Genomic DNA, 22,382 nt, shown 5'->3' on the forward strand with positions numbered 1-22,382 from the left:
AACCCCGACCCCGTCGCTGCCAGACCGGCACGACGGGGTCTTTGCTTGATGGCCCGACGCCGATCAGCGCCCCCACTTCTCCAAGGCGAATTCGACGAAGCTGCGCAGCTTGGGCAGGCGGTAACGGTCCTGGGCGTACAGCAGGTGCATCGCTCGCAAGGGCAATTGATAGTCCTGCAACACAGGCACCAGCCGCCCCTGTTGCAGGTCCTCCTCCACCAGGGCATCGGGCATCATCACCACCCCCAGGCCACCCCGCGCCGCGCGGTGCAGGCCGGATGAAGTGTTGGTCAGCAGCGAACCGGACACCGGGATCAGTACGTCCCCCTCGGGTCCGCGCAGTGGCCACTGGGTGGCGGTGGAGCTCCACTCGTCGCCGGCCGGATAGGCGAACGCCAGGCAATTGTGGTGCTGCAGGTCCTCCGGGACTTGCGGCGTGCCGCAGCGCTCCAGGTAATCCGGCGCGGCGCAGATGGTCAGGGTGTAGTCCTCCAGGGGCCGGGCGATCAGCGACGTGGTGTCCAGGTTGCCCAGGCGAAAAGCCACGTCGAAGGCACCATCGATCAAATCGAAGCGCTGGTTGGCCAGGGTCAGTTCCACCTTGACCTGCGGGCAGCGCTGCTGGAATTCGCTCAACGCCGGCGCCAGGCGCTCGGTGCCGAAGGTCAGCGGCGCGGTGATGCGCAGGGTGCCGGACGGCTCGCCCTGGACCTGTTCCGCCATGCGCTCGGAGTCCGCCACCAGCCCCAGCACCGCCAGGCAACGCTGGTAATACTCGGCACCGAACTCGGTCAGGCGCTGGCGCCTTGTGGTGCGGCTGAGCAGGCTGACCCCGAGGCGCTGCTCCAACGCCCGCAGGTGATTGCCGACCATGGTGGTGGACAGGCCGCACTCACGGGCGGCAGCGGTCATGTTCCCCGCCTCCACCACCTTCACGTACACCGTCATCGCCTGGAACAGATCCATTATCAACCCTGACTTGAAGATGATTAAAGAATTGACGAGTTTATCTAGCCAGGGTGGCTAACGATACTGCCAGCACACCACACTCGATGGAGCTACCCGTCATGACCGCCACCTGCCTGATGAGCACCTATCAACCGCTGCCCCTGAGCTTCACCCACGGCCTGGGCACCCGCCTCTGGGACCAGGCGGGCCGCGAATACCTGGATGCGGTGGCCGGCGTGGCGGTGACGGGCATCGGCCATTCCCACCCCAAGCTGGTCAGCGTCATCCGCGAACAGGCCGGCCTGCTGCTGCACACCTCCAACCTGTACAGCATCGATTGGCAACAGCGGCTGGCGCAGCGGCTGACCCAGCTGGCCGGCATGGACCGGGCGTTCTTCAACAACTCCGGCGCCGAAGCCAACGAAACCGCGCTGAAGCTGGCACGGCTGCACGGCTGGCACAAAGGCATCGAGCGGCCGCTGGTGATTGTCATGGAGAACGCCTTCCACGGCCGTACCCTGGGCACCCTGGCGGCCAGCGACGGACCGGCGGTGCGCCTGGGCCTGAACGCACTGCCCGGGGATTTCCTCAAGCTGCCCTTCGGCGACCTGGCCGCCCTGGAGCGGGCCGCGCAAGCCCACGGCCCGCGTATCGCCGCGGTGCTGATGGAACCGATCCAGGGCGAAAGCGGCATCCGCCTGGCCCCGCCCGGCTACCTGAAGGCCGTGCGCGAGCTGTGCAGCCGGCGCAACTGGCTGCTGATGCTCGACGAGATCCAGACCGGCATCGGCCGCACCGGCCAGTGGTTCGCCTGCCAGCACGAGGGTGTAGTCCCGGATGTGATGACCCTGGCCAAGGGCCTGGGCAACGGCATCCCCATCGGCGCCTGCCTGGCCCGGGGCAAGGCCGCGCAGCTGTTCACCCCCGGCAGCCACGGCAGCACCTTCGGCGGCAACCCGCTGGCCTGTCGGGTGGCCTGCACCGTGCTGGAGATCATCGAGGAACAAGGCCTGCTGGCCAACGCCAGGCGCCAGGGCGAACGCCTGTTGCAACGCTTGCGGGTGGAGTTGGCGGATCACCCGCAGGTCCTGCAGGTGCGCGGCCTGGGCTTGATGATCGGCATTGAGCTCAAAGCCCCGCAGCGCGAGCTGGCGCTACGGGCGGCGCAGGATCACGGACTGCTGATCAACGTGACCCGGGGCACCACCATCCGCCTGCTGCCAGCGCTGATCATCGATGAACGGGAAGTCGAGATGATAGTGCGCGGGGTCAGCCGGACACTGCAAAGCACTGAAGGTGATGGCGGTGCAGCAAAAGAGGCAGAAATGCTGGCAGTGTCGTGACCGATGCCTGATGGTCAGCTGAACTCAGGCGAGGTGAGTTAGAACGCCATCGCGAGCAAGCTCGCGCCTACAGGAGCCCGTATGTTTCTGCAGGAGCGAGCTTGCTCGCGATGCGCTATCAGGAAACGGTGATGGCCAGACTCAGTCGTCCAGCGGCTTGGGTGGTGCCGCAGGCTTGCCCGATTTGGCGGCCTTGCCGGCGTGGGCTGCCTTGACTTCCGAGACCGGCGCTAACGTCGGCGCAACGGCTTCCTTTTCCGCCGCCGGCAGTTGGTCGATGGTGCTGAAGACTTCCTTGAGTTCGATGGCCCCGGAATGCTCGAGCTTCTTCTCGCCGTCCTTGCCCACCAGGATCACCTTGGTCTGCGCCCCGGCGCCGAGCTTCAGGCTGCGGATCAACGCCATGGTCGATTGCGGGTCCAGGTCCTTGCCGTCGCGCTGGCCGATGGTGTTGATCACCGTGTAGAGCACCATGTTGCGTTCGCTGAAGGCCTGGCGGTTGGCCGGCTCCTCGAGGGACTTCTTCAGCGCCACCAGGGTCGGGTCCACGGTGCTGGGAGCGATGACGATCAGTGGGCGCGCCTTGCCCTGATCCTGGGCCAGAGGGCCTTCGTTGTCGGCCGCCATTGCGGGGCCGACGACAGCGAGCAGCGTTGCGAGGGTCAATGACCGAATGAACATGCGTCTCTCCTTTGGGTATCCACGTCCTAATGATTGCGCATCAGGGGAAAAGGTCCAGACCCGGACTCAAATTCTGACATTTTATTGAGCCTTTCCCCTGGTTCGAGGCGTAGCAACGAGCGCTGCGTACTCTCGTCCTCGCCACTACAGATCGACACTCTCATAAACGCCAGTGATAACCGAACCCTCTTGTTCGGCATGATCGACCCGCCTTGGCGCCCATGACAACCGGCATGGCCTATGCCGTTCTGGCATGGGCCCATACGAATTCGTCATCATTTTCGCCGCGGCGGCGTGATAGCCTTCATGGCGGCCATAACAAGAGCGCCCGCCTGGCTTTTTCCATCCGGTGCGGCGTCACCCGCCGTTTCATACCTGCTTGCTTCGTCTTCATCTGCCCAGGTTTTCGCAGCGAACCTTTGACACAGGCGCGCTGGACAACCGATTGCATTTTTGACTCGACGCTATCGTCGGCATCTCTTTTACCTCCTTCCGGGAGTTCGTATGTCCAGGCTGTCTCATCAAGATTTACGCCGTAGTTTTCGCGAGTTGATCGCTTCAGACTCCTGCTTTCACACCGCCTCCGTCTTCGACCCGATGTCGGCGCGGATCGCCGCCGACCTGGGTTTCGAAGTGGGCATTCTTGGCGGCTCCGTCGCCTCGCTGCAGGTGCTGGCCGCGCCTGACTTCGCCCTGATCACCCTGAGCGAATTCGCCGAGCAGGCCACCCGCATCGGCCGCGTCGCCCAGTTGCCGGTGATCGCCGACGCCGACCATGGCTACGGCAACGCCCTCAACGTGATGCGCACCGTGGTCGAACTGGAGCGCGCCGGCGTCGCCGCCCTGACCATCGAAGACACCCTGCTGCCGGCCCAGTTCGGGCGCAAGTCCACCGACCTGATCTCGGTCGCCGAAGGCGTGGGCAAGATCCGCGCGGCCCTGGAAGCGCGGGTCGACCCGGAACTGGCGATCATCGCCCGGACCAACGCGGCGATCCTGCCGATCCAGGAAATCATCAGCCGCACCCAGCAATACGAGCGTGCCGGCGCCGACGGCATCTGCATGGTCGGGATCAAGGATTTCGAGCAGCTGGAGCAGATCTCCGAGCACCTGTCGGTCCCCTTGATGCTGGTGACCTACGGCAACCCGGCGCTGCGCGACGATGCGCGCCTGGCGCAACTGGGCGCGAAGATCATCGTCGACGGCCACGCGGCGTACTTCGCGGCGATCAAGGCCACCTACGACTGCCTGCGCGAACAGCGGCAGATCTTCACCCAGGCCTCGGACCTCAGCGCCACCGAGCTGGCCCACACCTACACCCAGCCCGAGGAGTACATCGTCTGGGCCAAAGAGTTCATGAGCGTCAAAGAGTGAGCCGCTAGCTCACCCGCCTTTGCGATCACCGAGGACCCGAGGTCCTGGGTGGTCGAAAGCCGCTTCGCTCCTCATCTCGCCAGCGCCCCGCCCAGTTACCTATTCCCCGCCTTGTTCAACGCCTCATCGACACTGTCGAGGATCTGCCCGATGGTCCAGGGTTTACGGATGAACGACACCGGATAGCGGATGCCGGAACTCTGCGGCGTCTCATAGCCGGACATCACCAGCACCGGCATTTCCGGCCAGCACTCGCGCACCCGATTGGCCAGGCCCGCGCCGTTCAGGGTGCCCGGCATATTGATATCGGTCAGCAGCAAACGCACCTGGTCCGGGTGGCTTTCCAGGAACTGCAGCGCCTCATCCGCGCGGAGCATGGCCTGGGTGGCGAAGCCCTCGTCCTGCAGGATCTCGCAGAGAAACTCCAGGATCATCGGCTCGTCCTCGACCACTAACAGCAGGCGACAAGGCTGGCCTGGATTGACAGATGAAACCGGGCTCATGTGGATGCCGCTCCCTGACTGCGTACACAACCCTGGCGCGATTACGCCATTTAGAGTTATGAGCAGCGCCTGGCCGATAAATTCACTCGGCCTGCCGAGGTGCTGGGCAAGACCGTGCAGGCACCGTCGGTTGCGCCGGCGGCAACGGGATCGCCGCCAGGGGCGCCTCGCTCCCACACCTGCCCCAAAGCCGCTCTGCGCACCCGCCAAGAGCCCCGCTAGCCACCCTGAGTAACATCGATCACCCTGACGTCCATCTTCCCTGAGTTGTTCCGGTAGAAGCCGGGCACGTCGTTGGCGCAGAACTGCAGGCGCCCCGGTGGCAGGTCCGACCAGACGTCGTCGCCGCGCCCGAGCAGGCGCCAGGGCGACTTGCCCTTCGGGCCCCTGGTCCGCACCAGCAGCGCCATCCAGGCCGCCTCGGGCAAGCGCTTGGCCCAGCCGAAGCCCTCGCGGATGCCGCCCGGGTGCGCCACGCCCTCGGGCCCGGTCGGCGGGTCCGTGGCATCGGCCCACTGGCCTTCCACCAGGAAACGGTAGCGATGCCCGACTTCGATTTCGAACTCACTGGCAACACAGGACTGGTCAGCCGGCACCTCGATGGGGCGGATCGGCGAAGGAATGCTCATGGTTGCCTCCGGCCAATGCTGCTGGCCAGGTCCAGCTGGCGCCGCCGTTGCGCCCGCTCGGCGATGGGTTGCGACAACACCAGGGCTTGCCGCGCTCCGCCTTGCCCGAGGATCCGCGCCAGGGTCGCGCGAACCGTGGTTTCGTCGTTGTCGAAATCGCCGTGGTGACGGGCCCCGGAGGCATTCTGACTGCCCATCGGCAAGTCGTTGGGCGCGCGTACCCAATCGGCGTTCGGGGCATTGGAGAACAGCTGCGCCAGATCGCTTTCGCCGGTGACGAACCGCTCCATGCCGAGGATCGGCTCACCGTCGGGTCGAATCAACGGTATGCGTACCTTGTCCTCGAAGGCATCGGAGACCAGGTACAGCAAGGACTTGTTGTAGATATGCGCGCAATGGTCGTCACGTTCGGCCTGGTCGGTCAGGGTGAACAGGCCGAACTTCTGGATGCGCTTGTCGCGAATCGGCGCCAAATAAGTCTCGCGAAACAGCTTGACGGTGCAGGCCGGCGCCCACAGGTGGCAACTGGCGATCTTCACCTCCAGCCCCTTCAACTGGCTGCGCGCCATCGGCCCGCCGTTCATCTCACCCTTGGATACCAGGTACTGCACCATCGGCGCCAGCAGGATGCTGCCCGCGCTGTGCCCGACGATGTGGATCTCCACCCCCTGGGCAGCCAGGCGCGCCAGGGCCCTGGCCACCACCCGCGCCCCGCCGTTGGCATTGACCATGGCACGCAGGCCGTTTTCCTTCATTTCGTCCCACTCGGCCTTGCCGGTCAGCAGCCGGGCAATGGGCTCCAGCGCATCGTCCAGGCGGTCGAGCATGAAGTCCTTGGTCGCGTCCAGCACCCCTTCGGAGCGCCGGCGCCGGGCAGCATCGGCTAGCATGTTGCCCAGGGTGCTCCAGTAATCGGTCTTCCAGATGAACGCCAGCGGATAACACTCGGCCTGCAACATGGCCGCGCGGTAGCCGGCCACGGTTTCGATGGCCCCGGCCTGCGCCACCAGGCCGCCGTGGGCATACACCACGATGCGTTTTTTCGCCCAGCCGGCGGTGATGCGCGGGAAGTCCACGGCGAATATTTCCTCGACGCTGGCCGCGGTGGTCGCCAGGTCGCCACGCGGGTCGAAGGCGCCGTCGTTGCCCAGGCTGATGACATGCGGGCGAATCTCCCGCAGGGTCTCGCTGGACGAAGCCGCCGCCACCGCCTTGGCCTGCGATGCCGCCTGCAGCGACACGCGCAGGGTGATCGGCGCGCCGAGCCGAGCGACCCAGGCATCCGCGCCGTTGGCCAGCCAGTCGTCGTAGCGCAGGTGGGCAAACCCCTCATACCCCCACGTCTCGCCCCAGGAATTCTGAATCCAGAAACCGTCCTGGTCATAGGCGACGATCGCGAAGGCATGGCCGCCGAGAATGTTCGCCGAGGGCTGGATATGGCCATCCCCACCGACCGCATGCCAGCCCTCGTGCACGCTGGCGCTGGCGTACAGTACACCGACTTCGGCAATCGCCGCGTGCATGGCGACGATGTCGGTATGGTTGACCCGGAAGTACGCCCCCAGCGGACGCAGCGCCGCCTCCTCGGCCAGCACCTGGGTCAGGGTCGTGGCCTGGTTATTGGCCTGCCACCGCGGTGCCGGGCACACCCCGTGCTTGTACCAGCCCTTCATCGCCCCGCGACAACTGGAACCTTCGTCCACCTCGCCGGCCCATTCGTCATAACGACGGGCCAGGTCGTACAACATGTGCGGGCTGACGAGCGTGGCGTCGGACTGATAGCGACGGGTGCGCAGCAGGTAATGCGCCACCGTCGCCAGGCCATAACCGGTGCAGGCGTTTTCCTGGCCCTGGTCGAGTACCGGTACTCTGGTCTTGCGGTAGTCGCTGAGTTCGCGGCGTACCGGGACTTCCACCAGGGTCGGGATATACATGGTGTCGCGAAAATCCAGGCCGTCCGGTCGCACGTTCAGGACCCGCACAGGGGCCGTGGCGGCCTTGCGGCGGGCGATCTTCTTGCCAGCCCTGGCGGCCGTTGCGGCGGTTTTTTTCGTGGTTTTTTTCTCGGCTTTTTGGGCTGTAGCCGCAGCCTTGCCCTTTTTGACCGCGGACCGGTCGGATGCAGATGCCATGCTCACGCGCTCCCGATGTCGTGACGAGACTGGCACTGCCAGCGCCTGGTTGCGCTCCCCAGCCCTATGGGTGACTGGGCTGAGCATAGCCAAGGGCGATGCACGCCGCTTTCGCTTCGGACCACCAGCTGTGAGAAAGTAGCGTGGCGGACGCGCCGCACGTTCCGGTGGTCCCGTTTGCCTTCGCGTGGTGAAGCCCGGGAGAATGTTTTTCCCGGCGTCCCGCCCGCCGCTCACTATTCTTAAGCCATGGGCCCGCATGGGCCGGTGGTCTCGCTTTCAAGGAATCCAGAATGCATTCAAGACACGTCATCAACGCTTCGGTCAGCCCCAAAGGCAGCCTGGAGACTTTGTCCCAACGTGAAGTGCAACAACTCAGCGAAGCCGGTTCCGGCAGCATCTATGCCCTGTTCCGCCAGTGCGCCCTGGCCATCCTCAACACCGGCGCCCACGTCGATAACGCCAAGACCATCCTCGACGCCTACAAGGATTTCGAAGTCCGCATCCACCAGCAGGACCGCGGCGTGCGCCTGGAACTGCTGAACGCCCCGGCCGATGCCTTCGTCGATGGCGAGATGATCGCCAGCACCCGGGAAATGCTGTTCAGCGCCCTGCGCGACATCGTCTACACCGAAAGCGAACTGGCCAGCCAGCGTATCGACCTGGAAAGCTCCCAGGGCATCACCGACTACGTCTTCCACCTGCTGCGCAATGCCCGCACCCTGCGTCCGGGCGTGGAACCGAAGATGGTGGTGTGCTGGGGCGGCCACTCGATCAGCACCGAGGAATACCAGTACACCAAGAAGGTCGGCCATGAGCTGGGCCTGCGCAAACTGGACGTCTGCACCGGCTGCGGCCCGGGCGTGATGAAAGGCCCGATGAAGGGCGCGACCATCGCCCATGCCAAGCAGCGCATGAGCGGCAGCCGTTACCTGGGCCTCACCGAGCCGGGCATCATCGCCGCCGAGGCGCCGAACCCGATCGTCAACGAACTGGTGATCCTGCCGGACATCGAGAAGCGCCTGGAAGCCTTCGTCCGCGTCGGCCACGGCATCATCATCTTCCCGGGCGGCGCCGGTACCGCCGAGGAGTTCCTGTACCTGCTGGGCATCCTCATGCACCCGGACAACCGCGAGCTGCCGTTCCCGGTGATCCTCACCGGGCCGAAAAGTGCCGCGCCGTACCTGGAGCAACTGCACGCCTTCGTCGGCGCGACCCTGGGCGACGCGGCCCACAGCCTGTACCAGATCATCATCGACGACCCGGCCGAGGTCGCCCGGCAGATGACCGAGGGGCTCAAGGAGGTCAAGCAGTTCCGCCGCGAACGCAACGACGCCTTCCACTTCAACTGGCTGCTGAAAATCGACGAAGGCTTCCAGCGTCCGTTCGACCCGACCCACGCCAACATGGCCAGCCTGCAACTGGACCGTGCACTGCCGTCCCACGAGCTGGCGGCCAACCTGCGTCGCGCGTTCTCCGGCATCGTCGCCGGCAACGTCAAGGACAAGGGCATCCGCCTGATCGAGAAGCACGGCCCGTACGAAATCCACGGCGACACGGCGATCATGCAGCCGCTGGATCACCTGCTCAAATCCTTCGTCCAGCAGCACCGGATGAAACTGCCGGGCGGCGCGGCCTACGTGCCGTGCTACCGGGTCGTCAGCTGACAACCCGTTGACCATAGCCCCCGGCGCAATGCCGGGGGCTGCTGGCTGCCCCACAGAAAACGCCCGGCCAGCGGCCACCGCGAGCGCCCGGGGAACTCCCGGGCAGTGCCGCGCATCCTAGATTGTGTAGTACTTCCTTTTCGCTTCACGCTGTCGGAGGACGCCCCCATGCGCCGCCTATTACTCGTTTCTTCGTTGTTGCTCTGTCTGCCCGCAGGTTCAGCCATGGCCCGTGTCGATGCGGGTGATGTCGCCACCTCCGCAGGGGTTTCCGCCTCACTGTACTCGACCTTCAAGGACGACAAGATGGTGATTCCCGCCCGTGACGACGCCTCCAGCTTCGTCGCCAGCGGCGGCGCCATCCGTGGCGTCTACCTGGAGTCGGTGCTGCAGAAAATCCGTCAGGAAAACCCAGGCCTCAACGCCAGCGATGAAGAACTGGCCAGGGCGATCCTCACTCAACAGGCGCAGCCCGCCGGGCACTGACGGCCGAAGCCGTCCTGCGCTCCGCGACCGGGACGTCGCGGAGCCTTATCCCCTCATCCCGCCTGAACCGCCGCGGCGGCGCTGGCGCGGCTGAACAGATCGCGACCGATGGCCCGGGCCGTGCGCAGATGCAGCGCCGGATCCTGGCTTTCCGATTCCAGCAGCAGCTCCGAGGTCAGCACCCGCGCCCCGCAGTAGTCGAAGATCCCGTGGTCGATCTGGGTCTTCATCGCCGTCTCGTAGCCGTGGCGCCCATAGGTGCCGGCATCGGCCCCACCGACGCCGAGCAGATGCACCCGCAGAGACCCGAGTTTCTTCTCAAAGCGATTGGCTTCGAGGTTGAAATCGAACGCCCAGCCGTTGGCGAACACCCGGTCGATCCAACCCTTGAGCAGCGCCGGCATCGACCACCAGTACACCGGATAGACCAGCACCAGCGCATCGGCGCGGTCGATGCGCGCCTGCTCGGCCAGCACATCGGCCGGCGGCAATTCCTGCCGGCGATGGACCGCGTGGTCGGCGGCGTTGAAACACGGGTCGAACGCCTCGGCGAACAGGTCGGCGATCTCGAACGAGTGGGACGGCCCAAGCCCCTGGGCAACCTGGGCCGCCAGGCTGTGGCTGAGGGAGCGGGGATCATGGTGGGCGACAACGATAAGCGCATGCATGGCGAAGACTCCTGCCGATGGAGGCAAATTGGATTGAGGGCGGCAACCAAGCCCTATATACTTTTGGTAAGTTTGGTATATAAGCATGTCAAGCACCCCCTCCGAGGCTTCACCCCCCCGTCGCCGCCTGTCCCGCGAAGAGCGCCTGCAACAGTTGCTGGAAGTGGCCTGGCAATTGATCGGCGCGGAAGGCACCGAAGCCCTGACCCTGGGCCGCCTCGCCGAACAGGCCGGGGTGACCAAGCCGGTGGTCTATGACCATTTCGTCACCCGCGCTGGATTGCTGGCGGCGCTGTACCAGGACTTCGATGCCCGCCAGACATTGCTGATGGACGCCGCCCTGGACCGCAGCGAAGCAACCCTGGCCAGCCGCGCAGCGGTCATCGCTGGCTCTTATGTCGACTGCGTCCTGACCCAGGGCCGCGAGATCCCGGGGGTGATCGCCGCGCTGGCCAGTTCGCCGGAACTGGCGCGGATCAAGGAGGAATACGAGCTGATCTTCCTGGAAAAATGCCGCGCCGCCCTCGCCCCCTTCGCGGCGCCCGGGACCATAGCCACGGCTGGCCTGCGGGCGATGCTCGGGGCCGCCGAAGCGCTGTCCCATGCCGCGGCCACCGGAGAAATCAGCCGCGAGCAGGCCCGCGACGAGCTGTTCGACAGCATCGTCGCCATGGTCGAGCGCAGTGCCCGGCGTGGCGCCGGCCCGGTCTAACCGGCTTCGCCTGCCACCGCCACGGCAGGTTTCATCGAGCCGAACCACCAGGTGACCAGAGCGCACAGGGCCATGACGCCGCAGGTGCCGACAAACACCGTGCGCATGCCGAAGTGCCCACCGAGAAAGCCCCCGGCCAGGGGGCCGAGCACCTGCCCGACGTACTGGCTGGAGGTCGAGTAGCCGAGCATCCGCCCGGCGATGTTTTCCGGCACCGAATGGCGAATGATGCTGGAGATGCAAGGCAACAGCCCGCCCAACGCCAGGCCCATGAGAAAGCGCAGCAGCACCAGTTGCCAGGGCGCGCTGACCAGCGCCTGGGGAATCAGCAGCAGTGCCGCGGCGGCCAGGCACACAGTCAGCACCCGCCAGTGGCCGATACGGTCGGCCAGCTTGCCCAGCTGCGACGCGGAAATAATGCTGCCCAGGGCCGCGGCGGACATCACCAGCCCCGCCATCAGGGTGACCTTTTCCGCCCGCAGTTCCTGCAGATACACGGTGATGATCGGCTCGATGGACATGGTCGCGAACATCAGCAGGCAGGCCACCGCGAACATGCTCAATACCGTTTTTTTGTCCGCTACGGACGCCCAGGAGTTGTCCGGCGCCTGTCCCTTTTGCGTGGCCGGGCGCGGCTCGCGCGGCGCCTCCTTCAGCAGAAAGGTGGTGGCCAGGAAGGTCACGAAGATCACCGCCCCGGCGATGAAGAAGGTGTTGCGGATGCCGATCAACGGCGGCAGCAGGCCACCCACCAGCGGCCCGGCCAGGCTGCCGGCCATGATCCCCGAAGACAGCACGCCCAGGGCCCAGCCGGAGCGCGCCTTGGGGGTTTGCGTGGCGACCAGGATGGTTGCCCCCGAGGCATAGCCGCCGAGCAAGCCCGCCAGCAGGCGCAACAGCACCAACTGCCAGACGTTCTCCGCCAGGCCGATCAGCGACATGGCCACGGCCATGCCGAGGCTGGCACGGATCAGCATCAGCTTGCGCCCATAGCGGTCACCCAGGCGGCCCCACAAGGGCGCGGTGATCGCTGCCGACAGGAAGGTCGCGCCAAACGCCACGCCGGACCACTGGACGATGGCTGCCGGGTCGCTGACCCCCAGTTGCTCGACGTACAACGGCAGGAACGGCAGCAGCAGGGTCATCGCGACAATGGTGGTGAACGCCCCCAGGGCGCACACCGCGAGGTTGCGCTGCCAGTGGCGTTCGGCGGGAGACGGCGGCTGCGGGGTGGACATTGGGGCGCTCCATCGGTCAGGGACGGGGCCACGCTACAGGCTCGAATTCGATAAATAAAATTCATGTTTTTTATGCAGTGGATTCCTTTTAGGAATCCGTGCAACACCTATGGTGATGTCGCGAGCCTGATGGATTCAGTCGCGCTTCCAGCGCTTGCGGGCATGCAGGTACGCCGCGAGGTCGCCGTAACCCAGCTGGGCCGCCATCTGGGCGCGGCTCTCGCCGAGAAACTCCAGTTGCTGCTCCAGCTCGGCGCGGACCTGATCGAGCAACTGGCGAAAGGTCATGCCCTGCTCCTCCAGGCGCCGACGCAAGGTGCGCGGGCTCTGGTACAGCGCCTCGGCCTGGTTCTCCAGGCTCGGCACCACGCCACGGGCCAGGCTGTCGCGCATGCTGGCCGCGACCTTGCCGGTCCAGCCGGCCAGTTGCAGGCGCTGGGCCAGGCGGCGGTCCAGCTCGCTGCGCAACAACGCCTGCATGCCGGCGTGGCGCGTCAGCAGCGGCAGGCGCAAGGTGGCCTGGTCGTAGTACAGGCAGTTGTGCGGGCAGTCGAATTCGAGGTTATCGCCGAACCACTGGCGATATTCCTCGTGGTAAGCCGGTCGCGGATGGCTGAAGCAGGCGCGTACCGGTCGCACAGCTTGCCCGGTGCCGTGGCGGATCTGGGTCAGGGCCATGACGCAGTAGTGCTCGACCACGTAGCGGGTCAGCCTCGCGGGCGCGTCGATGCACAGTTCGACGCCGAGCAGCTCGCCGTCGCTGACCAGCTTCAGGCTGTCCATGTCCGAGGCCAGCGCGGCGTAGTCGGCCCAGCATTGCATGGCGCCGCGCACGTCCGGGCAGTACAGGCAGATGTAGGCCAGTACGTGCAGGTCCTGGGGGGTGAATTCGCCGAACAGATGCAGACCGATGGCCGGGTCGCGCTCCGCCGCCAGACGCCACAACTGTTCCAGTTCCAGCAGGTTGTAATCCTGGCGGTCGCCCCGGGTCTGGCGTTGCAGGACCCGTTCCAGCACCCGGCCGAGCTGGCCCCGGTGAAAACGACGGACCGGCTGATTGGCCTCTTCGCCAGTGTTTTTGTCCAGTTCGCGCATAGGGTCCGGGCGGCTCTTGGTTTCTTATTGTTCGGGCAATGCCCATGTCGGGCCTGACTCGAGATTGCCATGAATACAACAATGCTCGCCAACAATCCAATCCTGGTCGTGGCCGGGATTTTCCTCGGTTTCATCCTCCTGGAAATCGCCTGTACCTGCTTTCGCCAACCCAAGGGTCAGCGTCGCGATGTGCTGATCGAGATCATCGGTTCGTCGCTATTGCTGGGCCTCACCTTCCCCCTGGTGATGTTCCTCAGCACCCTGCTGCTCGATACCTTCGCGCCGTCCCTGAAGAACAGCCTGGGCGACTTGCACTGGGTGGCGGGCGCGGCGCTGTTCCTGCTGCTCGATGACATGACCCAGTACTGGTGGCATCGCCTGACCCACCGCCTGCCGTTCCTCTACGCGCTGCACCGCGCGCACCATTCGGCGCCGTACATGAGCATCCGCATCGTCTACCGCAACAACAGCTTCTATTACCTGCTGATGCCGGGCATCTGGCTCTCCGGCGTGCTCATCTACCTGGGCCTGGCGCCGGTCTACTACGGCTACCTGATCGTCAAGATGACGGTGATCTTCGCCGCCCACAGCAGCGTCGCCTGGGACGACAGGCTCTATCGCATCCCCGCCCTGCGCCCGCTGATGTGGCTGCTGGAGCGGACTATCTCGACCCCTTCCACCCACTCCGCCCACCACGGCCTGAACGCCCATGACGGGGTGACCCACTACAAGGGCAATTTCGGCAATCTGCTGTTCTTCTGGGATGTGCTGTTCGGCACCGCGAAAATCACCCGCCGCCGCCCCACCGCCTATGGCATCGAAGATTTGCGTCCCATCAGCTGGCAGCAGGAACTGTTCTGGCCGCTGGTGCGCTCGCCCAAACCCGCGGCGCGTTCCGAAAAAACCACGCAGGAGGTGGCGCAATGAGCCTGCATATCGTGCTGATCGCCGGCTCCAGCCAGCCCGACAGCCAGTCGGCCAAGGTTGCCCATTACCTGGGCCAACGCCTGCGCCAACTGAAACTCTGCGAGCAGGTCACGCTGCTCGACCTCGGGCGCTCGCCCTTGCCGCTCTGGCCAAGCCCGGACTCGAACAGCGCCTGGAGCCAGTACTCGGCCAGCTTGCTGCAGGCCGACGCGCTGGTGGTGGTGACGCCGGAGTGGAACGGCATGGCCTGCCCGGCCATCAAGAACTTCTTCGTGTATGCCGGCCACACCGAGCTGGGGCACAAGCCGGCGTTGCTGGTCGGGGTCTCGGCCGGCGTGGGCGGCGCCTACCCGCTCGCCGAGCTGCGGGCCTCCAGCTACAAGAACTGCCGGATCTGCTACCTGCCGGAACAGCTGATCGTTCGTCAGGTGGAAGGCGTATTCAATGCGCATTCCGAGCCCACGCCTGAAGAACGCCACCTGCGCGCCCGCGCCGACTGGAGCCTGGAAGTCCTGGCCGAATACGCCGGCGCGCTGAAGCACCTGCGCTCGCGCATCGATATCCGCGCCGTGCCCTTCGCCAACGGAATGTAGCCACGCAACACAGGAAGTGACCGCTCCGGCGAGGCGCCCTGCCTCCCCGGCGCCGTGAAGAAATTCGCTTTCGCCAGGGCCCTTCCCCGCCAAACTGTGGCTACAGTCTTAGGAGCCGTCACGGGCTTGGGCGCCCTGCTGCACGCGGGCAAGTCCATGAGCGGCCTGACAAAGACACGGGCAAGGGTGAACCTTATCGCCGCCTGCCCGGTCGATAGATGCAATCTGGCCAGGTTTGGCGATCAGCCCCCGTTTCTTCCAATGGGGCGTCGCACGGCTGGTTTCATTTCCTGGAGAACGCCCGTGATAACGACCCGACACATCGCCAGTCTCAAAGCCTGGGGCGCCCATGGTTTCACCGCGACCGGCGTGGTCACGGCCTTTCTAGCCACCCTGGCGCTGTTCGACAACCAGCCCAAGGCCTGCCTGCTGTGGCTGGGCGTGGCGCTGATCGTCGATGGGGTCGACGGCTCGCTGGCGCGCAAGGTCAATGTGCAGTCGGTGCTGCCGCATTTCGACGGCTCGGTGCTGGACCTGGTGATCGACTACCTGACCTATGTGTTCATCCCGGCGCTGTTCATCTATCGCTACATCCCGCTGCCGGACTACAGCGCGCTGCTGGCGACCTCGGTGATCCTGGTGTCGTCGCTGTTCTGCTTCTGCAACGTCAACATGAAGAGCAAGGACAACTATTTCGTCGGCTTTCCCGCGGCCTGGAACGTGGTGGCGCTGGCGCTGTACATCCTTGCCCCGACACCCTGGCTAAGCCTGTCGAGCATCGTGGTCCTGGCGCTGCTGACCCTGACCCGGATGAAATTCCTGCACCCCTTCCGCGTGCGCCGCTTCATGCCGGTGAACATCGCGGTGACCGCCATCTGGCTGCTGTGCAGCCTATCGCTGGTGATCAACCATCCCTACAATGGCCCGTGGGTGATGGGCTTGTGGCTGGCCATGTCGGCGTACTTCCTGGGCATCTGCATCTGGCGCACCGCGCTGGGCTGGTTCGACCGCGCGCGAACCTGAACCCCTGCTGTATCCCTGACCGCAACGAGACTCGACATGCTCTACCGCTTCGCCGCTGACGCCCTGGTATCGCTGCACCTGGCCTTTATCCTGTTCGTACTCTTCGGCGGCCTGCTGGTGCTCAAGTGGCCGCGCCTGGCCTGGCTGCACCTGCCCGCCGCGACCTGGGGCGTGGCGGTCGAAGTTTTCCACCTGCCCTGCCCGCTGACCGAGTGGGAAAACCGCCTGCGCCACGGTGCCGGCCAGCAGGGGTATGGCGACGGTTTCATCGAACACTACCTGATCCCGCTGATCTACCCGGCCGGGCTGACGCCGCAGATCCAGCTGGGCCTCGGCGCGCTGGTGCTGCTGATCAACGTCCTGGTCTACGGGCGCCTGTTGTGGCGGCGCCGGCAGCCTTGAAAAAACCGACGGCGTGGCTGGCGAATCCCGCGCCACAGCCTGCCCCGTCTGTGTATATTTCCAGGCAACCCCATGGGCAACGGCGATCCGCGATCGCTTCGAGTGGAGTCCATAGATGCCCGATTTCCAGATCCGCCAGCCCTGCCCTCCCGGCGCCTGCGATTGCGAGCGCGAGCGCCTGCTGCAAACCCCTGGCACCGACCTGCGCATCCTCGGCCTGACCCGCCAGGAAGAAAAGCGCCTGCTCGAGCGGCTGGAAAACCTGCAAAGCCTGAGCGACCTCGAACACATGCAGCGGCGGATGTACGAACTGCTGGGCATCCGCGTACAGATCGCCCCCAGTTTCAACGAAGTGCGCAGCATGCGCGGCATCGCCATCCAGCTCGACGAGCTGCCGGGCCTGTGCCGCAAGACCCGCCAGTCGATCCCCGCCGCGATCCGCCGCGGCCTGGAAAAGAACCCGGAAATCGCCTACCGCCTGCTCGACGCCCACGACCTGTTGCGCGACGCCTGAACTGGAATGTTCCCTATGAAACCCGCCGTCACGGCCAGCCCCTTGATCGTTATCAGCGACACCATCGACAGCACCTTCGAAACCCTGCTCGGCCAAGGCCTCGCCGCCTTCAACGAGCAGATGACCGGCTACAACGATCGCCAGCCGCTGGCCGTGGAACTCAAGGACCCGGAGACCGGCCAGGTCCTGGGCGGCATCAGCGGGCGCACCTCCCTGGGCCTGCTGTTCATCGACCTGTTCTACCTGCCCGACAGCCTGCGCGGCGCGGGCCTCGGCGCCCGACTGCTGCAAGCCTGCGAAGACGAAGGCCGGCGCCGCGGCTGCCGCTCGGCCGTGCTCTACACCCTGAGCTTCCAGGCGCCGTCGTTCTATGAAAAACACGGCTGGCAACGCTTCGGCGAGGTCGCCTGCGATCCCGAAGGCAGCAGCCGGGTCTTTATGAGCAAGGCCTTGTAGGCGGCCAGGGCTGCCTAGGCCCGCGCTGGCCACGCCGCCGAACGCCTGCCCCATCGCGTTAGCGTTCTTCGCGCGCAAGCTGCGCTCCTACAGAAGCGCAAGCTTCGGCACTCGCCTACGAATCAACTCGCACCGGCCTGGAACTTCTTGCGGTACGCCGCCGGCAGCAGGCCGACCCGTTGCTGGAACAGCCGGCGAAACGAGTTGCTGTCTTCGTAGCCCACCTTGTAGGTGATGCTGTCCAGGGTCATGCGCGTGGATTCCAGCAGCTCCTTGGCCTTTTCCAGGCGCAGGGTCTGCAGATAGGCCAGGGGCGTGTAGCCGGTGGCCTCCTTGAAGCGGCGCTTGAAGTTCCGCACGCCAAAGCCGAAGCGCCGGGCCGTGTCGTCGATCAGCAGCGGCTGGTCGAAGTGTTCCTCCAGCCAGTCCTGCACCCGCAGGATCTCGCCATCGCCATGGCTCTTGGGCAACGACCACATGACATAGACCGACTGCTCGCTGCGCACCTTGTCGATCAGCAGGTACTTGCCGCACTTCTGCGCCAGCTCCAGGGAGGCGAAACGCCGCACCAAATGCAGCAGCAGGTCCATGGCCGCGCTCGCGCCGCCGCTGGTGATCAGGCGATCGTCCTCGCAGAGAAGCTGCCCCTCATCCAGCTCGACCCCGGCATAACGCCGCCGGAACAGCTCGGCAAAAGCCCAGTGGGTGGTGGCGCGGGCGCCCTTCAATAGGCCGGCTTCAGCCAGCAGGAAGGTGGCGGTGCACATCGAGGCCAGCACCGCGCCTTGGGCATGCTGTTGCCGCAACCAGGGCCCATGCCTGGCAAATGCCGGCAAGGCTTCCTTCAAGGTGAAGAGAAAACCGGGGATCAGCACCAGGTCGGTCCGGGCGATCTCGGCCACCGAACGCTGCACCCGCAGCGCCTGCCCGCCCCAGGCGCTGACATCGGCGCCATCGAGCGAAGCGACCACCACCTCGAACGGCGCGCTGGCGCTGTCGGCGAACAGGTTGGCGGCGCTCAGCACTTCCAGGGCCAGGGTGGCGCTGGCGGCGGAACAGTGATCGGCCAGGAGCAAGGTGACGTGCATAGTGGATTCCGTTGCGCTTTTCGCATGAAAAATGTCATTTGCGCACCTAGCTTAGCCGATCCCCCTTGCCTAAAGTGCGGCCATCCTTTCAATCATCGGTGTACTCATGAATCTCTGGTTCCGCATGCTGCTCATGCTGTTTCGTCGTCCGTGGCGCAAGCCGGTCGAAGGCCTGGCCACCACCGTCGTGCGCATGCGCGTCTGGCCGCTCGACCTCGACCTCAACCGCCATGTCACCAATGGCCGCTACTTCACCCTGGCCGACCTCGGGCGCATGGACTTCGTCCTGCGCAGCGGCGCCTATCGCGTGGCCCTGCGCCATAGGGCCGTGCCGATCGTTGGCGATGTGTGGGGCAAGTTCCGCCGTGAACTGAAGCTGTTCGAAGCCTTCGAGATCCATAGCCGGATCCTCGGCTGGGACGAGAAATGGAGCTTTATGGAACACCGCTTCGTGAGCAAAGGCCGGGTGATCGGCGTGGTGGTGATGCGCGGGCTGTTCCGCTCGGCCAAAGGCACCATCGCCCCCGGCGAGTTCGTCCACGAACTGGGCATAGACATCTCGCCCGAGTTGCCACAGTGGCTGCAAGACTGGTCGCAAAGCTGCGACGACATGAGCGTTCAGTTGCGCGCCGAGGAAGATCCAGCGCGTTAAGGCGGTTCGCTGAAACAACAACGCCATTGCCGACCCAGGTCGACAATGGCGTTGTTGCGCGACAGCCAGCGCTTGAGCGAGCGCGACGCCGAGGCACCGCGCCCGCCCGCCACTCAGTGCGGGGCGCGAGGGATGGTCTTGAGCAGGTCTTCGGGGCTGATATGGCCGACCACGCTGCCCGGTTGCGGCATGTTGAGGATGTGGCCTTTCATCTTGCCGATGATGTGCATCTCGCACGGTTTGCAGTCGAACTTCAGGGTCAGCACTTCGTCACCGTGAATCAGCTGCATCGGCGCCACCTTGGTGCGCACGCCGGTGACCCCCTTGGCCTGTTTCGGGCACAGGTTGAAGGAGAAACGCAGGCAGTGCTTGGTGATCATCACCGGCACTTCGCCGGCCTCTTCGTGGGCCTCGTAGGCCGCATCGATCAGCTTCACCCCATGGCGGTGATAGAAATCGCGGGCCTTCTGGTTGTAGACGTTGGCCAGGAACGACAGATGCGATTCCGGGTACACCGGTGGCGGCGTGGTCTCGGCCTTGCGGCTGCCACGCGGGTGAGCGGCGATCCGCGCGGCGGTCAAGGCTTCGATCACTTCACGGCGCAAGGCCTTGAGCTGCGAGTTGGGGATGAAGAATGCCTGCGGCGCATCGAGCTTGATGTCGATAGCGTGGTACTGCGTGGTGCCGAGCTGGCCGAGCAGGTCGCGCAGCTGCTCCAGCGCCTGTTCCGGCTTGTTGGCGACGCCGAACGGGCCGTTCAGGGTCACGCTGGCGCTGATGCCTTCTTCGCTGGTCGCGGTCACTTTCAGCTGTTCTTCGCGCAGGCGCGCGACCCAGCTCAGGGCCACGCGGCGCTCGGACGAAGTCTTCTGCAGGGCCTGCTGCCAGTTGTGATCGAGGTTTCGGTTCAGCGGGTGGTTCGGCCGCAGCTTGTACAGGCCTTCCGGCATCTCGTTGGGCTCGACGCGATAGCGATAGCGCTTCTCGCCGTCCTCTTCGAACTCGCCCTTGGGCTCGGCGATGTTGGCGCGGAAACCCACCACTTCGCGCTTGACCAGCACGTTGAGGCCGTCGCCGTTGGACAGCGGCTCATGGGTCACCACGTGCAGGTCGCGCTTGGCGACCTTCTCGACCACGCCCACCGGCAAGCCGGTAAAGGTCGGCGAGTCGAAGGCGCCAATGTCGATCTTGCGATCGGTGACGAAATAATCGGTGCTGCCGCGGTGGAAAGTCTTTTCCGGGTCGGGCAGGAAGAAGTGCGCGGTGCGGCCGCTGGAAGCGCGGGCCAGGTCGATCCGGTCTTCGAGCACGTCGTCCAGGCGCTGGCGGTAGTAGGCGGTGATGTTCTTCACATAGCCCATGTCCTTGTAGCGCCCTTCGATCTTGAACGAACGCACGCCGGCTTCCACCAGGGCGCGGATGTTGGCGCTCTGGTTGTTGTCCTTCATCGACAGCAGGTGCTTCTCGTAGGCGATCACCCCGCCCTTTTCGTCCTTGAGGGTGTACGGCAGGCGGCAGGCCTGGGAGCAGTCGCCACGGTTGGCGCTGCGGCCGGTCTGCGCATGGGAGATGTTGCACTGGCCGGAGAAGGCCACGCACAGCGCGCCGTGGATGAAGAACTCGATCGCCGCGTCGGTCTCGTCGGCGATGGCGCGGATTTCCTGCAGGTTCAGCTCGCGGGCCAGGACCAGTTGCGAGAAGCCGGCCTGGTCGAGGAACTTGGCCCGGGCCAGGGTGCGGATATCGGTCTGGGTGCTGGCGTGCAGCTCGATCGGCGGAATGTCCAGCTCCATCACGCCCAGGTCCTGGACGATCAACGCATCGACGCCCGCGTCGTACAGCTGGTGGATCAGCTTGCGCGCCGGCTCCAGCTCGTTGTCGTGGAGGATGGTGTTGATGGTGGTGAAGATCCGCGCGTGGTAACGGCGGGCGAACTCCACCAGCTCGGCGATTTCGCTCACTTCGTTGCAGGCGTTGTGGCGCGCGCCGAAGCTCGGGCCGCCGATGTACACGGCGTCGGCGCCGTGCAGGATGGCCTCGCGGGCGATGGCGACATCGCGGGCAGGGCTGAGCAATTCCAGGTGATGCTTGGGCAAGGACATATTTTTTTAGTCAGGCTCGTCGAGGCGCGCATTGTAGCGGCGAAACGCCTGACCGGCACCCGTGTACTGCCCGGTGGCGCCCACTCGCCGAGCGGCACCACCGGATAACGCCGCAAACTCAGCCCTTGGCCGCCATCGCGGTGACTTCCACACGCATGCCTTCGACCGCCAGGGACGCCACGCCAACGGCGGCGCGCACCGGCCAGGGCTTGGCGAAGAAGCGCTGGTAGACCTCGTTGAACGCCGCGCGCTCGGCCATGTCGGTGAGGTAGATGGTCAGGTGCAGGACCCGGTCCATGGAGCTGCCGGCCTTTTCCAGGGCCACCTTGAGCGCCTGCAGGGTGCACTCGCTCTGCGCAGTGATGTCGCCCAGCTCCAGGCTGCCGTCGGCACGGGTGGGGATCTGGGTGGAGACCAGGATGCCGGCGAAACCGGCAACGTCGGAAGAGATGGAGTCCGCGTCGGGATCGGGAATGAAATCGATATCGTGATTGGCCATGGGGCTCTCTTGTTCGAGGGGATAAAGGGCGCCAGTTTACAGCCCCGGCGCCGGGTCGTGCGGGAATCGGCGGGAAAACCCGGCCCGCCCTCCTCGCCCGCTGGCAGCCTGTAACACTCCAGGGCGAGGGCGACGCTGCTGCCCGACTATTATCCCTGTCAGGCATTTATCGCCGACAGGCCCTCGATATCCTGCTGGCCATTCGCGCATCAATACGGAGAACAAACCCATGAAGATCGTCATCACCAGCGTGGTCGTCGACGACCAGGCCAAGGCCCTGGCCTTCTACCGGGATGTGCTGGGTTTTCAGCTCAAGCACGACATCGCCATGGGCGAGCATCGCTGGCTGACGCTGACCTCGCCCGGCGACCCCGACGGCGTCGAATTGCTGCTGGAGCCCGACGCCCACCCGGCCGCCAAGCCATTCACCTCGGCGCTCAAGCAGGACGGCATCCCCTTCACTTTCTTCGGGGTCGAGGATGTGCACGCCGAATATGCCCGGCTGAGCGCCCTGGGCGTGCAGTTCACCCGGCCGCCGACGGTCGCCGGCCCGGTGACCCTCGCGGTCTTCGACGACACCTGCGGCAACCTGATCCAGATCGTCCAGCAAAACTGAACAGCCCCAGCGCGGCGAGCTGAAAACAAACGGG

The 22,382-nt window shown here is 65.3% G+C and carries 24 protein-coding genes; 13 read left to right on the plus strand and 11 right to left on the minus strand.

Annotated elements, in window-relative coordinates; translation table 11 throughout:
• Nucleotides 1-63: 63 nt before the first annotated feature.
• Complete coding sequence (locus BM019_RS12575) at nt 64-966, minus strand: LysR family transcriptional regulator (protein ID WP_092418441.1); 903 nt, start codon at nt 964-966, stop codon at nt 64-66.
• A 101-nt stretch (nt 967-1,067) separates the two neighbouring features.
• Here BM019_RS12575 and BM019_RS12580 point away from each other — a divergent pair, with 101 nt between their 5' ends.
• On the plus strand, nt 1,068-2,291 hold the full coding sequence (locus BM019_RS12580) for an aspartate aminotransferase family protein (protein WP_092418442.1): 1,224 nt from the start codon (nt 1,068-1,070) through the stop codon (nt 2,289-2,291).
• A gap of 141 nt (nt 2,292-2,432) precedes the next feature.
• On the opposite strand, the gene BM019_RS12585 is transcribed toward BM019_RS12580, so the two are convergent.
• Nucleotides 2,433-2,972, minus strand: a complete 540-nt coding sequence (locus BM019_RS12585; protein ID WP_092418443.1) for a DUF4174 domain-containing protein — start codon at nt 2,970-2,972, stop codon at nt 2,433-2,435.
• Nucleotides 2,973-3,476: 504 nt separating this feature from the next.
• Here BM019_RS12585 and BM019_RS12590 point away from each other — a divergent pair.
• The gene (locus tag BM019_RS12590; RefSeq protein ID WP_009043268.1) at nt 3,477-4,346 is read left to right on the plus strand and encodes an isocitrate lyase/PEP mutase family protein; all 870 of its coding nucleotides are present in this window, start codon (nt 3,477-3,479) and stop codon (nt 4,344-4,346) included.
• Nucleotides 4,347-4,441: 95 nt separating this feature from the next.
• Here the strand turns inward: BM019_RS12590 and BM019_RS12595 are convergent, their stop codons facing one another.
• From BM019_RS12595 to BM019_RS12605, 3 genes are all read right to left on the minus strand, one after another.
• Nucleotides 4,442-4,849 carry a response regulator gene (locus BM019_RS12595; protein ID WP_007924986.1) on the minus strand — a complete coding sequence of 136 codons (408 nt, stop codon included), beginning with the start codon at nt 4,847-4,849 and terminating at the stop codon, nt 4,442-4,444.
• Between the two features lie 218 nt (nt 4,850-5,067).
• Nucleotides 5,068-5,478: a hypothetical protein gene (locus BM019_RS12600; protein ID WP_092418444.1), complete on the minus strand. Its 411-nt coding sequence runs from the start codon at nt 5,476-5,478 to the stop codon at nt 5,068-5,070.
• Nucleotides 5,475-7,610, minus strand: coding sequence for a C1 family peptidase (locus BM019_RS12605; protein ID WP_092418445.1), 2,136 nt, complete (start codon nt 7,608-7,610; stop codon nt 5,475-5,477). Before BM019_RS12605 ends, BM019_RS12600 begins: the two co-directional genes overlap by 4 nt.
• A 293-nt stretch (nt 7,611-7,903) precedes the next feature.
• On the opposite strand from BM019_RS12605, the gene ppnN reads away from it, so the two are divergent.
• On the plus strand, nt 7,904-9,277 hold the full coding sequence (gene ppnN, locus BM019_RS12610) for a nucleotide 5'-monophosphate nucleosidase PpnN (RefSeq protein ID WP_007924984.1): 1,374 nt from the start codon (nt 7,904-7,906) through the stop codon (nt 9,275-9,277).
• Nucleotides 9,278-9,445: 168 nt separating this feature from the next.
• Nucleotides 9,446-9,763, plus strand: a complete 318-nt coding sequence (locus tag BM019_RS12615; protein ID WP_007924983.1) for a DUF2388 domain-containing protein — start codon at nt 9,446-9,448, stop codon at nt 9,761-9,763.
• A 53-nt stretch (nt 9,764-9,816) separates the two neighbouring features.
• Here BM019_RS12615 and BM019_RS12620 read toward each other — a convergent pair whose 3' ends face one another.
• A complete protein-coding gene (locus tag BM019_RS12620) occupies nt 9,817-10,431 on the minus strand; it encodes an NAD(P)H-dependent oxidoreductase (RefSeq protein WP_092418446.1) in 615 nt (204 codons plus the stop codon).
• An 85-nt stretch (nt 10,432-10,516) separates the two neighbouring features.
• Here BM019_RS12620 and BM019_RS12625 point away from each other — a divergent pair, with 85 nt between their 5' ends.
• Nucleotides 10,517-11,143, plus strand: coding sequence for a TetR/AcrR family transcriptional regulator (locus BM019_RS12625; RefSeq protein WP_009043262.1), 627 nt, complete (start codon nt 10,517-10,519; stop codon nt 11,141-11,143).
• Here the strand turns inward: BM019_RS12625 and BM019_RS12630 are convergent.
• Nucleotides 11,140-12,381, minus strand: a complete 1,242-nt coding sequence (locus tag BM019_RS12630; protein ID WP_092418447.1) for an MFS transporter — start codon at nt 12,379-12,381, stop codon at nt 11,140-11,142. The genes BM019_RS12625 and BM019_RS12630 overlap by 4 nt on opposite strands.
• A gap of 135 nt (nt 12,382-12,516) precedes the next feature.
• Nucleotides 12,517-13,476 carry an AraC family transcriptional regulator ligand-binding domain-containing protein gene (locus BM019_RS12635; RefSeq protein ID WP_092418448.1) on the minus strand — a complete coding sequence of 320 codons (960 nt, stop codon included), beginning with the start codon at nt 13,474-13,476 and terminating at the stop codon, nt 12,517-12,519.
• A gap of 69 nt (nt 13,477-13,545) precedes the next feature.
• Here BM019_RS12635 and BM019_RS12640 point away from each other — a divergent pair, with 69 nt between their 5' ends.
• The 6 genes from BM019_RS12640 (at nt 13,546) to BM019_RS12665 (ending at nt 17,391) form a co-directional block, all read left to right on the plus strand.
• Nucleotides 13,546-14,403 carry a sterol desaturase family protein gene (locus tag BM019_RS12640; RefSeq protein WP_092418449.1) on the plus strand — a complete coding sequence of 286 codons (858 nt, stop codon included), beginning with the start codon at nt 13,546-13,548 and terminating at the stop codon, nt 14,401-14,403.
• A complete protein-coding gene (locus BM019_RS12645; RefSeq protein WP_092418450.1) occupies nt 14,400-14,996 on the plus strand; it encodes an NADPH-dependent FMN reductase in 597 nt (198 codons plus the stop codon). Before BM019_RS12640 ends, BM019_RS12645 begins: the two co-directional genes overlap by 4 nt.
• Nucleotides 14,997-15,299: 303 nt before the next feature.
• Nucleotides 15,300-16,019, plus strand: coding sequence for a phosphatidylcholine synthase (gene pcsA / locus BM019_RS12650; protein WP_007924962.1), 720 nt, complete (start codon nt 15,300-15,302; stop codon nt 16,017-16,019).
• A gap of 36 nt (nt 16,020-16,055) precedes the next feature.
• Nucleotides 16,056-16,421, plus strand: coding sequence for a DUF2784 domain-containing protein (locus tag BM019_RS12655; protein ID WP_092418451.1), 366 nt, complete (start codon nt 16,056-16,058; stop codon nt 16,419-16,421).
• Nucleotides 16,422-16,536: 115 nt separating this feature from the next.
• On the plus strand, nt 16,537-16,935 hold the full coding sequence (locus BM019_RS12660; protein WP_007924960.1) for a hypothetical protein: 399 nt from the start codon (nt 16,537-16,539) through the stop codon (nt 16,933-16,935).
• Nucleotides 16,936-16,950: 15 nt separating this feature from the next.
• Nucleotides 16,951-17,391 (plus strand): GNAT family N-acetyltransferase, encoded by a 441-nt coding sequence (locus tag BM019_RS12665; protein WP_092418452.1) that lies wholly within the window; start codon nt 16,951-16,953, stop codon nt 17,389-17,391.
• A 122-nt stretch (nt 17,392-17,513) separates the two neighbouring features.
• Here BM019_RS12665 and BM019_RS12670 read toward each other — a convergent pair whose 3' ends face one another.
• A complete protein-coding gene (locus BM019_RS12670) occupies nt 17,514-18,479 on the minus strand; it encodes a GlxA family transcriptional regulator (protein WP_009043243.1) in 966 nt (321 codons plus the stop codon).
• A 106-nt stretch (nt 18,480-18,585) separates the two neighbouring features.
• On the opposite strand from BM019_RS12670, the gene BM019_RS12675 reads away from it, so the two are divergent.
• Nucleotides 18,586-19,131: a thioesterase family protein gene (locus BM019_RS12675; RefSeq protein WP_009043242.1), complete on the plus strand. Its 546-nt coding sequence runs from the start codon at nt 18,586-18,588 to the stop codon at nt 19,129-19,131.
• 113 nt (nt 19,132-19,244) lie between these two features.
• On the opposite strand, the gene BM019_RS12680 is transcribed toward BM019_RS12675, so the two are convergent.
• Nucleotides 19,245-21,233, minus strand: coding sequence for a peptidase U32 family protein (locus tag BM019_RS12680; protein ID WP_092418453.1), 1,989 nt, complete (start codon nt 21,231-21,233; stop codon nt 19,245-19,247).
• Between the two features lie 118 nt (nt 21,234-21,351).
• Complete coding sequence (locus BM019_RS12685; RefSeq protein ID WP_009043240.1) at nt 21,352-21,732, minus strand: RidA family protein; 381 nt, start codon at nt 21,730-21,732, stop codon at nt 21,352-21,354.
• Between the two features lie 229 nt (nt 21,733-21,961).
• Here BM019_RS12685 and BM019_RS12690 point away from each other — a divergent pair, with 229 nt between their 5' ends.
• Entirely contained in the window at nt 21,962-22,348 is a 387-nt protein-coding gene (locus BM019_RS12690; RefSeq protein WP_092418454.1) for a VOC family protein, read from the plus strand.
• Nucleotides 22,349-22,382: the final 34 nt, after the last annotated feature.

The organism is Pseudomonas sp. NFPP07, assembly GCF_900115645.1.
GTDB classification, from domain to species: domain Bacteria; phylum Pseudomonadota; class Gammaproteobacteria; order Pseudomonadales; family Pseudomonadaceae; genus Aquipseudomonas; species Aquipseudomonas chlororaphis.

Coding starts and splice junctions, on each gene's coding strand:
- BM019_RS12575 (WP_092418441.1), bottom strand. CDS start 966: ATGGATCTGTTCCAGGCGATGACGGTGTACGTGAAGGTGGTGGAGGCG.
- BM019_RS12580 (WP_092418442.1), top strand. CDS start 1,068: ATGACCGCCACCTGCCTGATGAGCACCTATCAACCGCTGCCCCTGAGC.
- BM019_RS12585 (WP_092418443.1), bottom strand. CDS start 2,972: ATGTTCATTCGGTCATTGACCCTCGCAACGCTGCTCGCTGTCGTCGGC.
- BM019_RS12590 (WP_009043268.1), top strand. CDS start 3,477: ATGTCCAGGCTGTCTCATCAAGATTTACGCCGTAGTTTTCGCGAGTTG.
- BM019_RS12595 (WP_007924986.1), bottom strand. CDS start 4,849: ATGAGCCCGGTTTCATCTGTCAATCCAGGCCAGCCTTGTCGCCTGCTG.
- BM019_RS12600 (WP_092418444.1), bottom strand. CDS start 5,478: ATGAGCATTCCTTCGCCGATCCGCCCCATCGAGGTGCCGGCTGACCAG.
- BM019_RS12605 (WP_092418445.1), bottom strand. CDS start 7,610: ATGGCATCTGCATCCGACCGGTCCGCGGTCAAAAAGGGCAAGGCTGCG.
- ppnN (WP_007924984.1), top strand. CDS start 7,904: ATGCATTCAAGACACGTCATCAACGCTTCGGTCAGCCCCAAAGGCAGC.
- BM019_RS12615 (WP_007924983.1), top strand. CDS start 9,446: ATGCGCCGCCTATTACTCGTTTCTTCGTTGTTGCTCTGTCTGCCCGCA.
- BM019_RS12620 (WP_092418446.1), bottom strand. CDS start 10,431: ATGCATGCGCTTATCGTTGTCGCCCACCATGATCCCCGCTCCCTCAGC.
- BM019_RS12625 (WP_009043262.1), top strand. CDS start 10,517: ATGTCAAGCACCCCCTCCGAGGCTTCACCCCCCCGTCGCCGCCTGTCC.
- BM019_RS12630 (WP_092418447.1), bottom strand. CDS start 12,381: ATGTCCACCCCGCAGCCGCCGTCTCCCGCCGAACGCCACTGGCAGCGC.
- BM019_RS12635 (WP_092418448.1), bottom strand. CDS start 13,476: ATGCGCGAACTGGACAAAAACACTGGCGAAGAGGCCAATCAGCCGGTC.
- BM019_RS12640 (WP_092418449.1), top strand. CDS start 13,546: ATGAATACAACAATGCTCGCCAACAATCCAATCCTGGTCGTGGCCGGG.
- BM019_RS12645 (WP_092418450.1), top strand. CDS start 14,400: ATGAGCCTGCATATCGTGCTGATCGCCGGCTCCAGCCAGCCCGACAGC.
- BM019_RS12655 (WP_092418451.1), top strand. CDS start 16,056: ATGCTCTACCGCTTCGCCGCTGACGCCCTGGTATCGCTGCACCTGGCC.
- BM019_RS12660 (WP_007924960.1), top strand. CDS start 16,537: ATGCCCGATTTCCAGATCCGCCAGCCCTGCCCTCCCGGCGCCTGCGAT.
- BM019_RS12665 (WP_092418452.1), top strand. CDS start 16,951: ATGAAACCCGCCGTCACGGCCAGCCCCTTGATCGTTATCAGCGACACC.
- BM019_RS12670 (WP_009043243.1), bottom strand. CDS start 18,479: ATGCACGTCACCTTGCTCCTGGCCGATCACTGTTCCGCCGCCAGCGCC.
- BM019_RS12675 (WP_009043242.1), top strand. CDS start 18,586: ATGAATCTCTGGTTCCGCATGCTGCTCATGCTGTTTCGTCGTCCGTGG.
- BM019_RS12680 (WP_092418453.1), bottom strand. CDS start 21,233: ATGTCCTTGCCCAAGCATCACCTGGAATTGCTCAGCCCTGCCCGCGAT.
- BM019_RS12685 (WP_009043240.1), bottom strand. CDS start 21,732: ATGGCCAATCACGATATCGATTTCATTCCCGATCCCGACGCGGACTCC.
- BM019_RS12690 (WP_092418454.1), top strand. CDS start 21,962: ATGAAGATCGTCATCACCAGCGTGGTCGTCGACGACCAGGCCAAGGCC.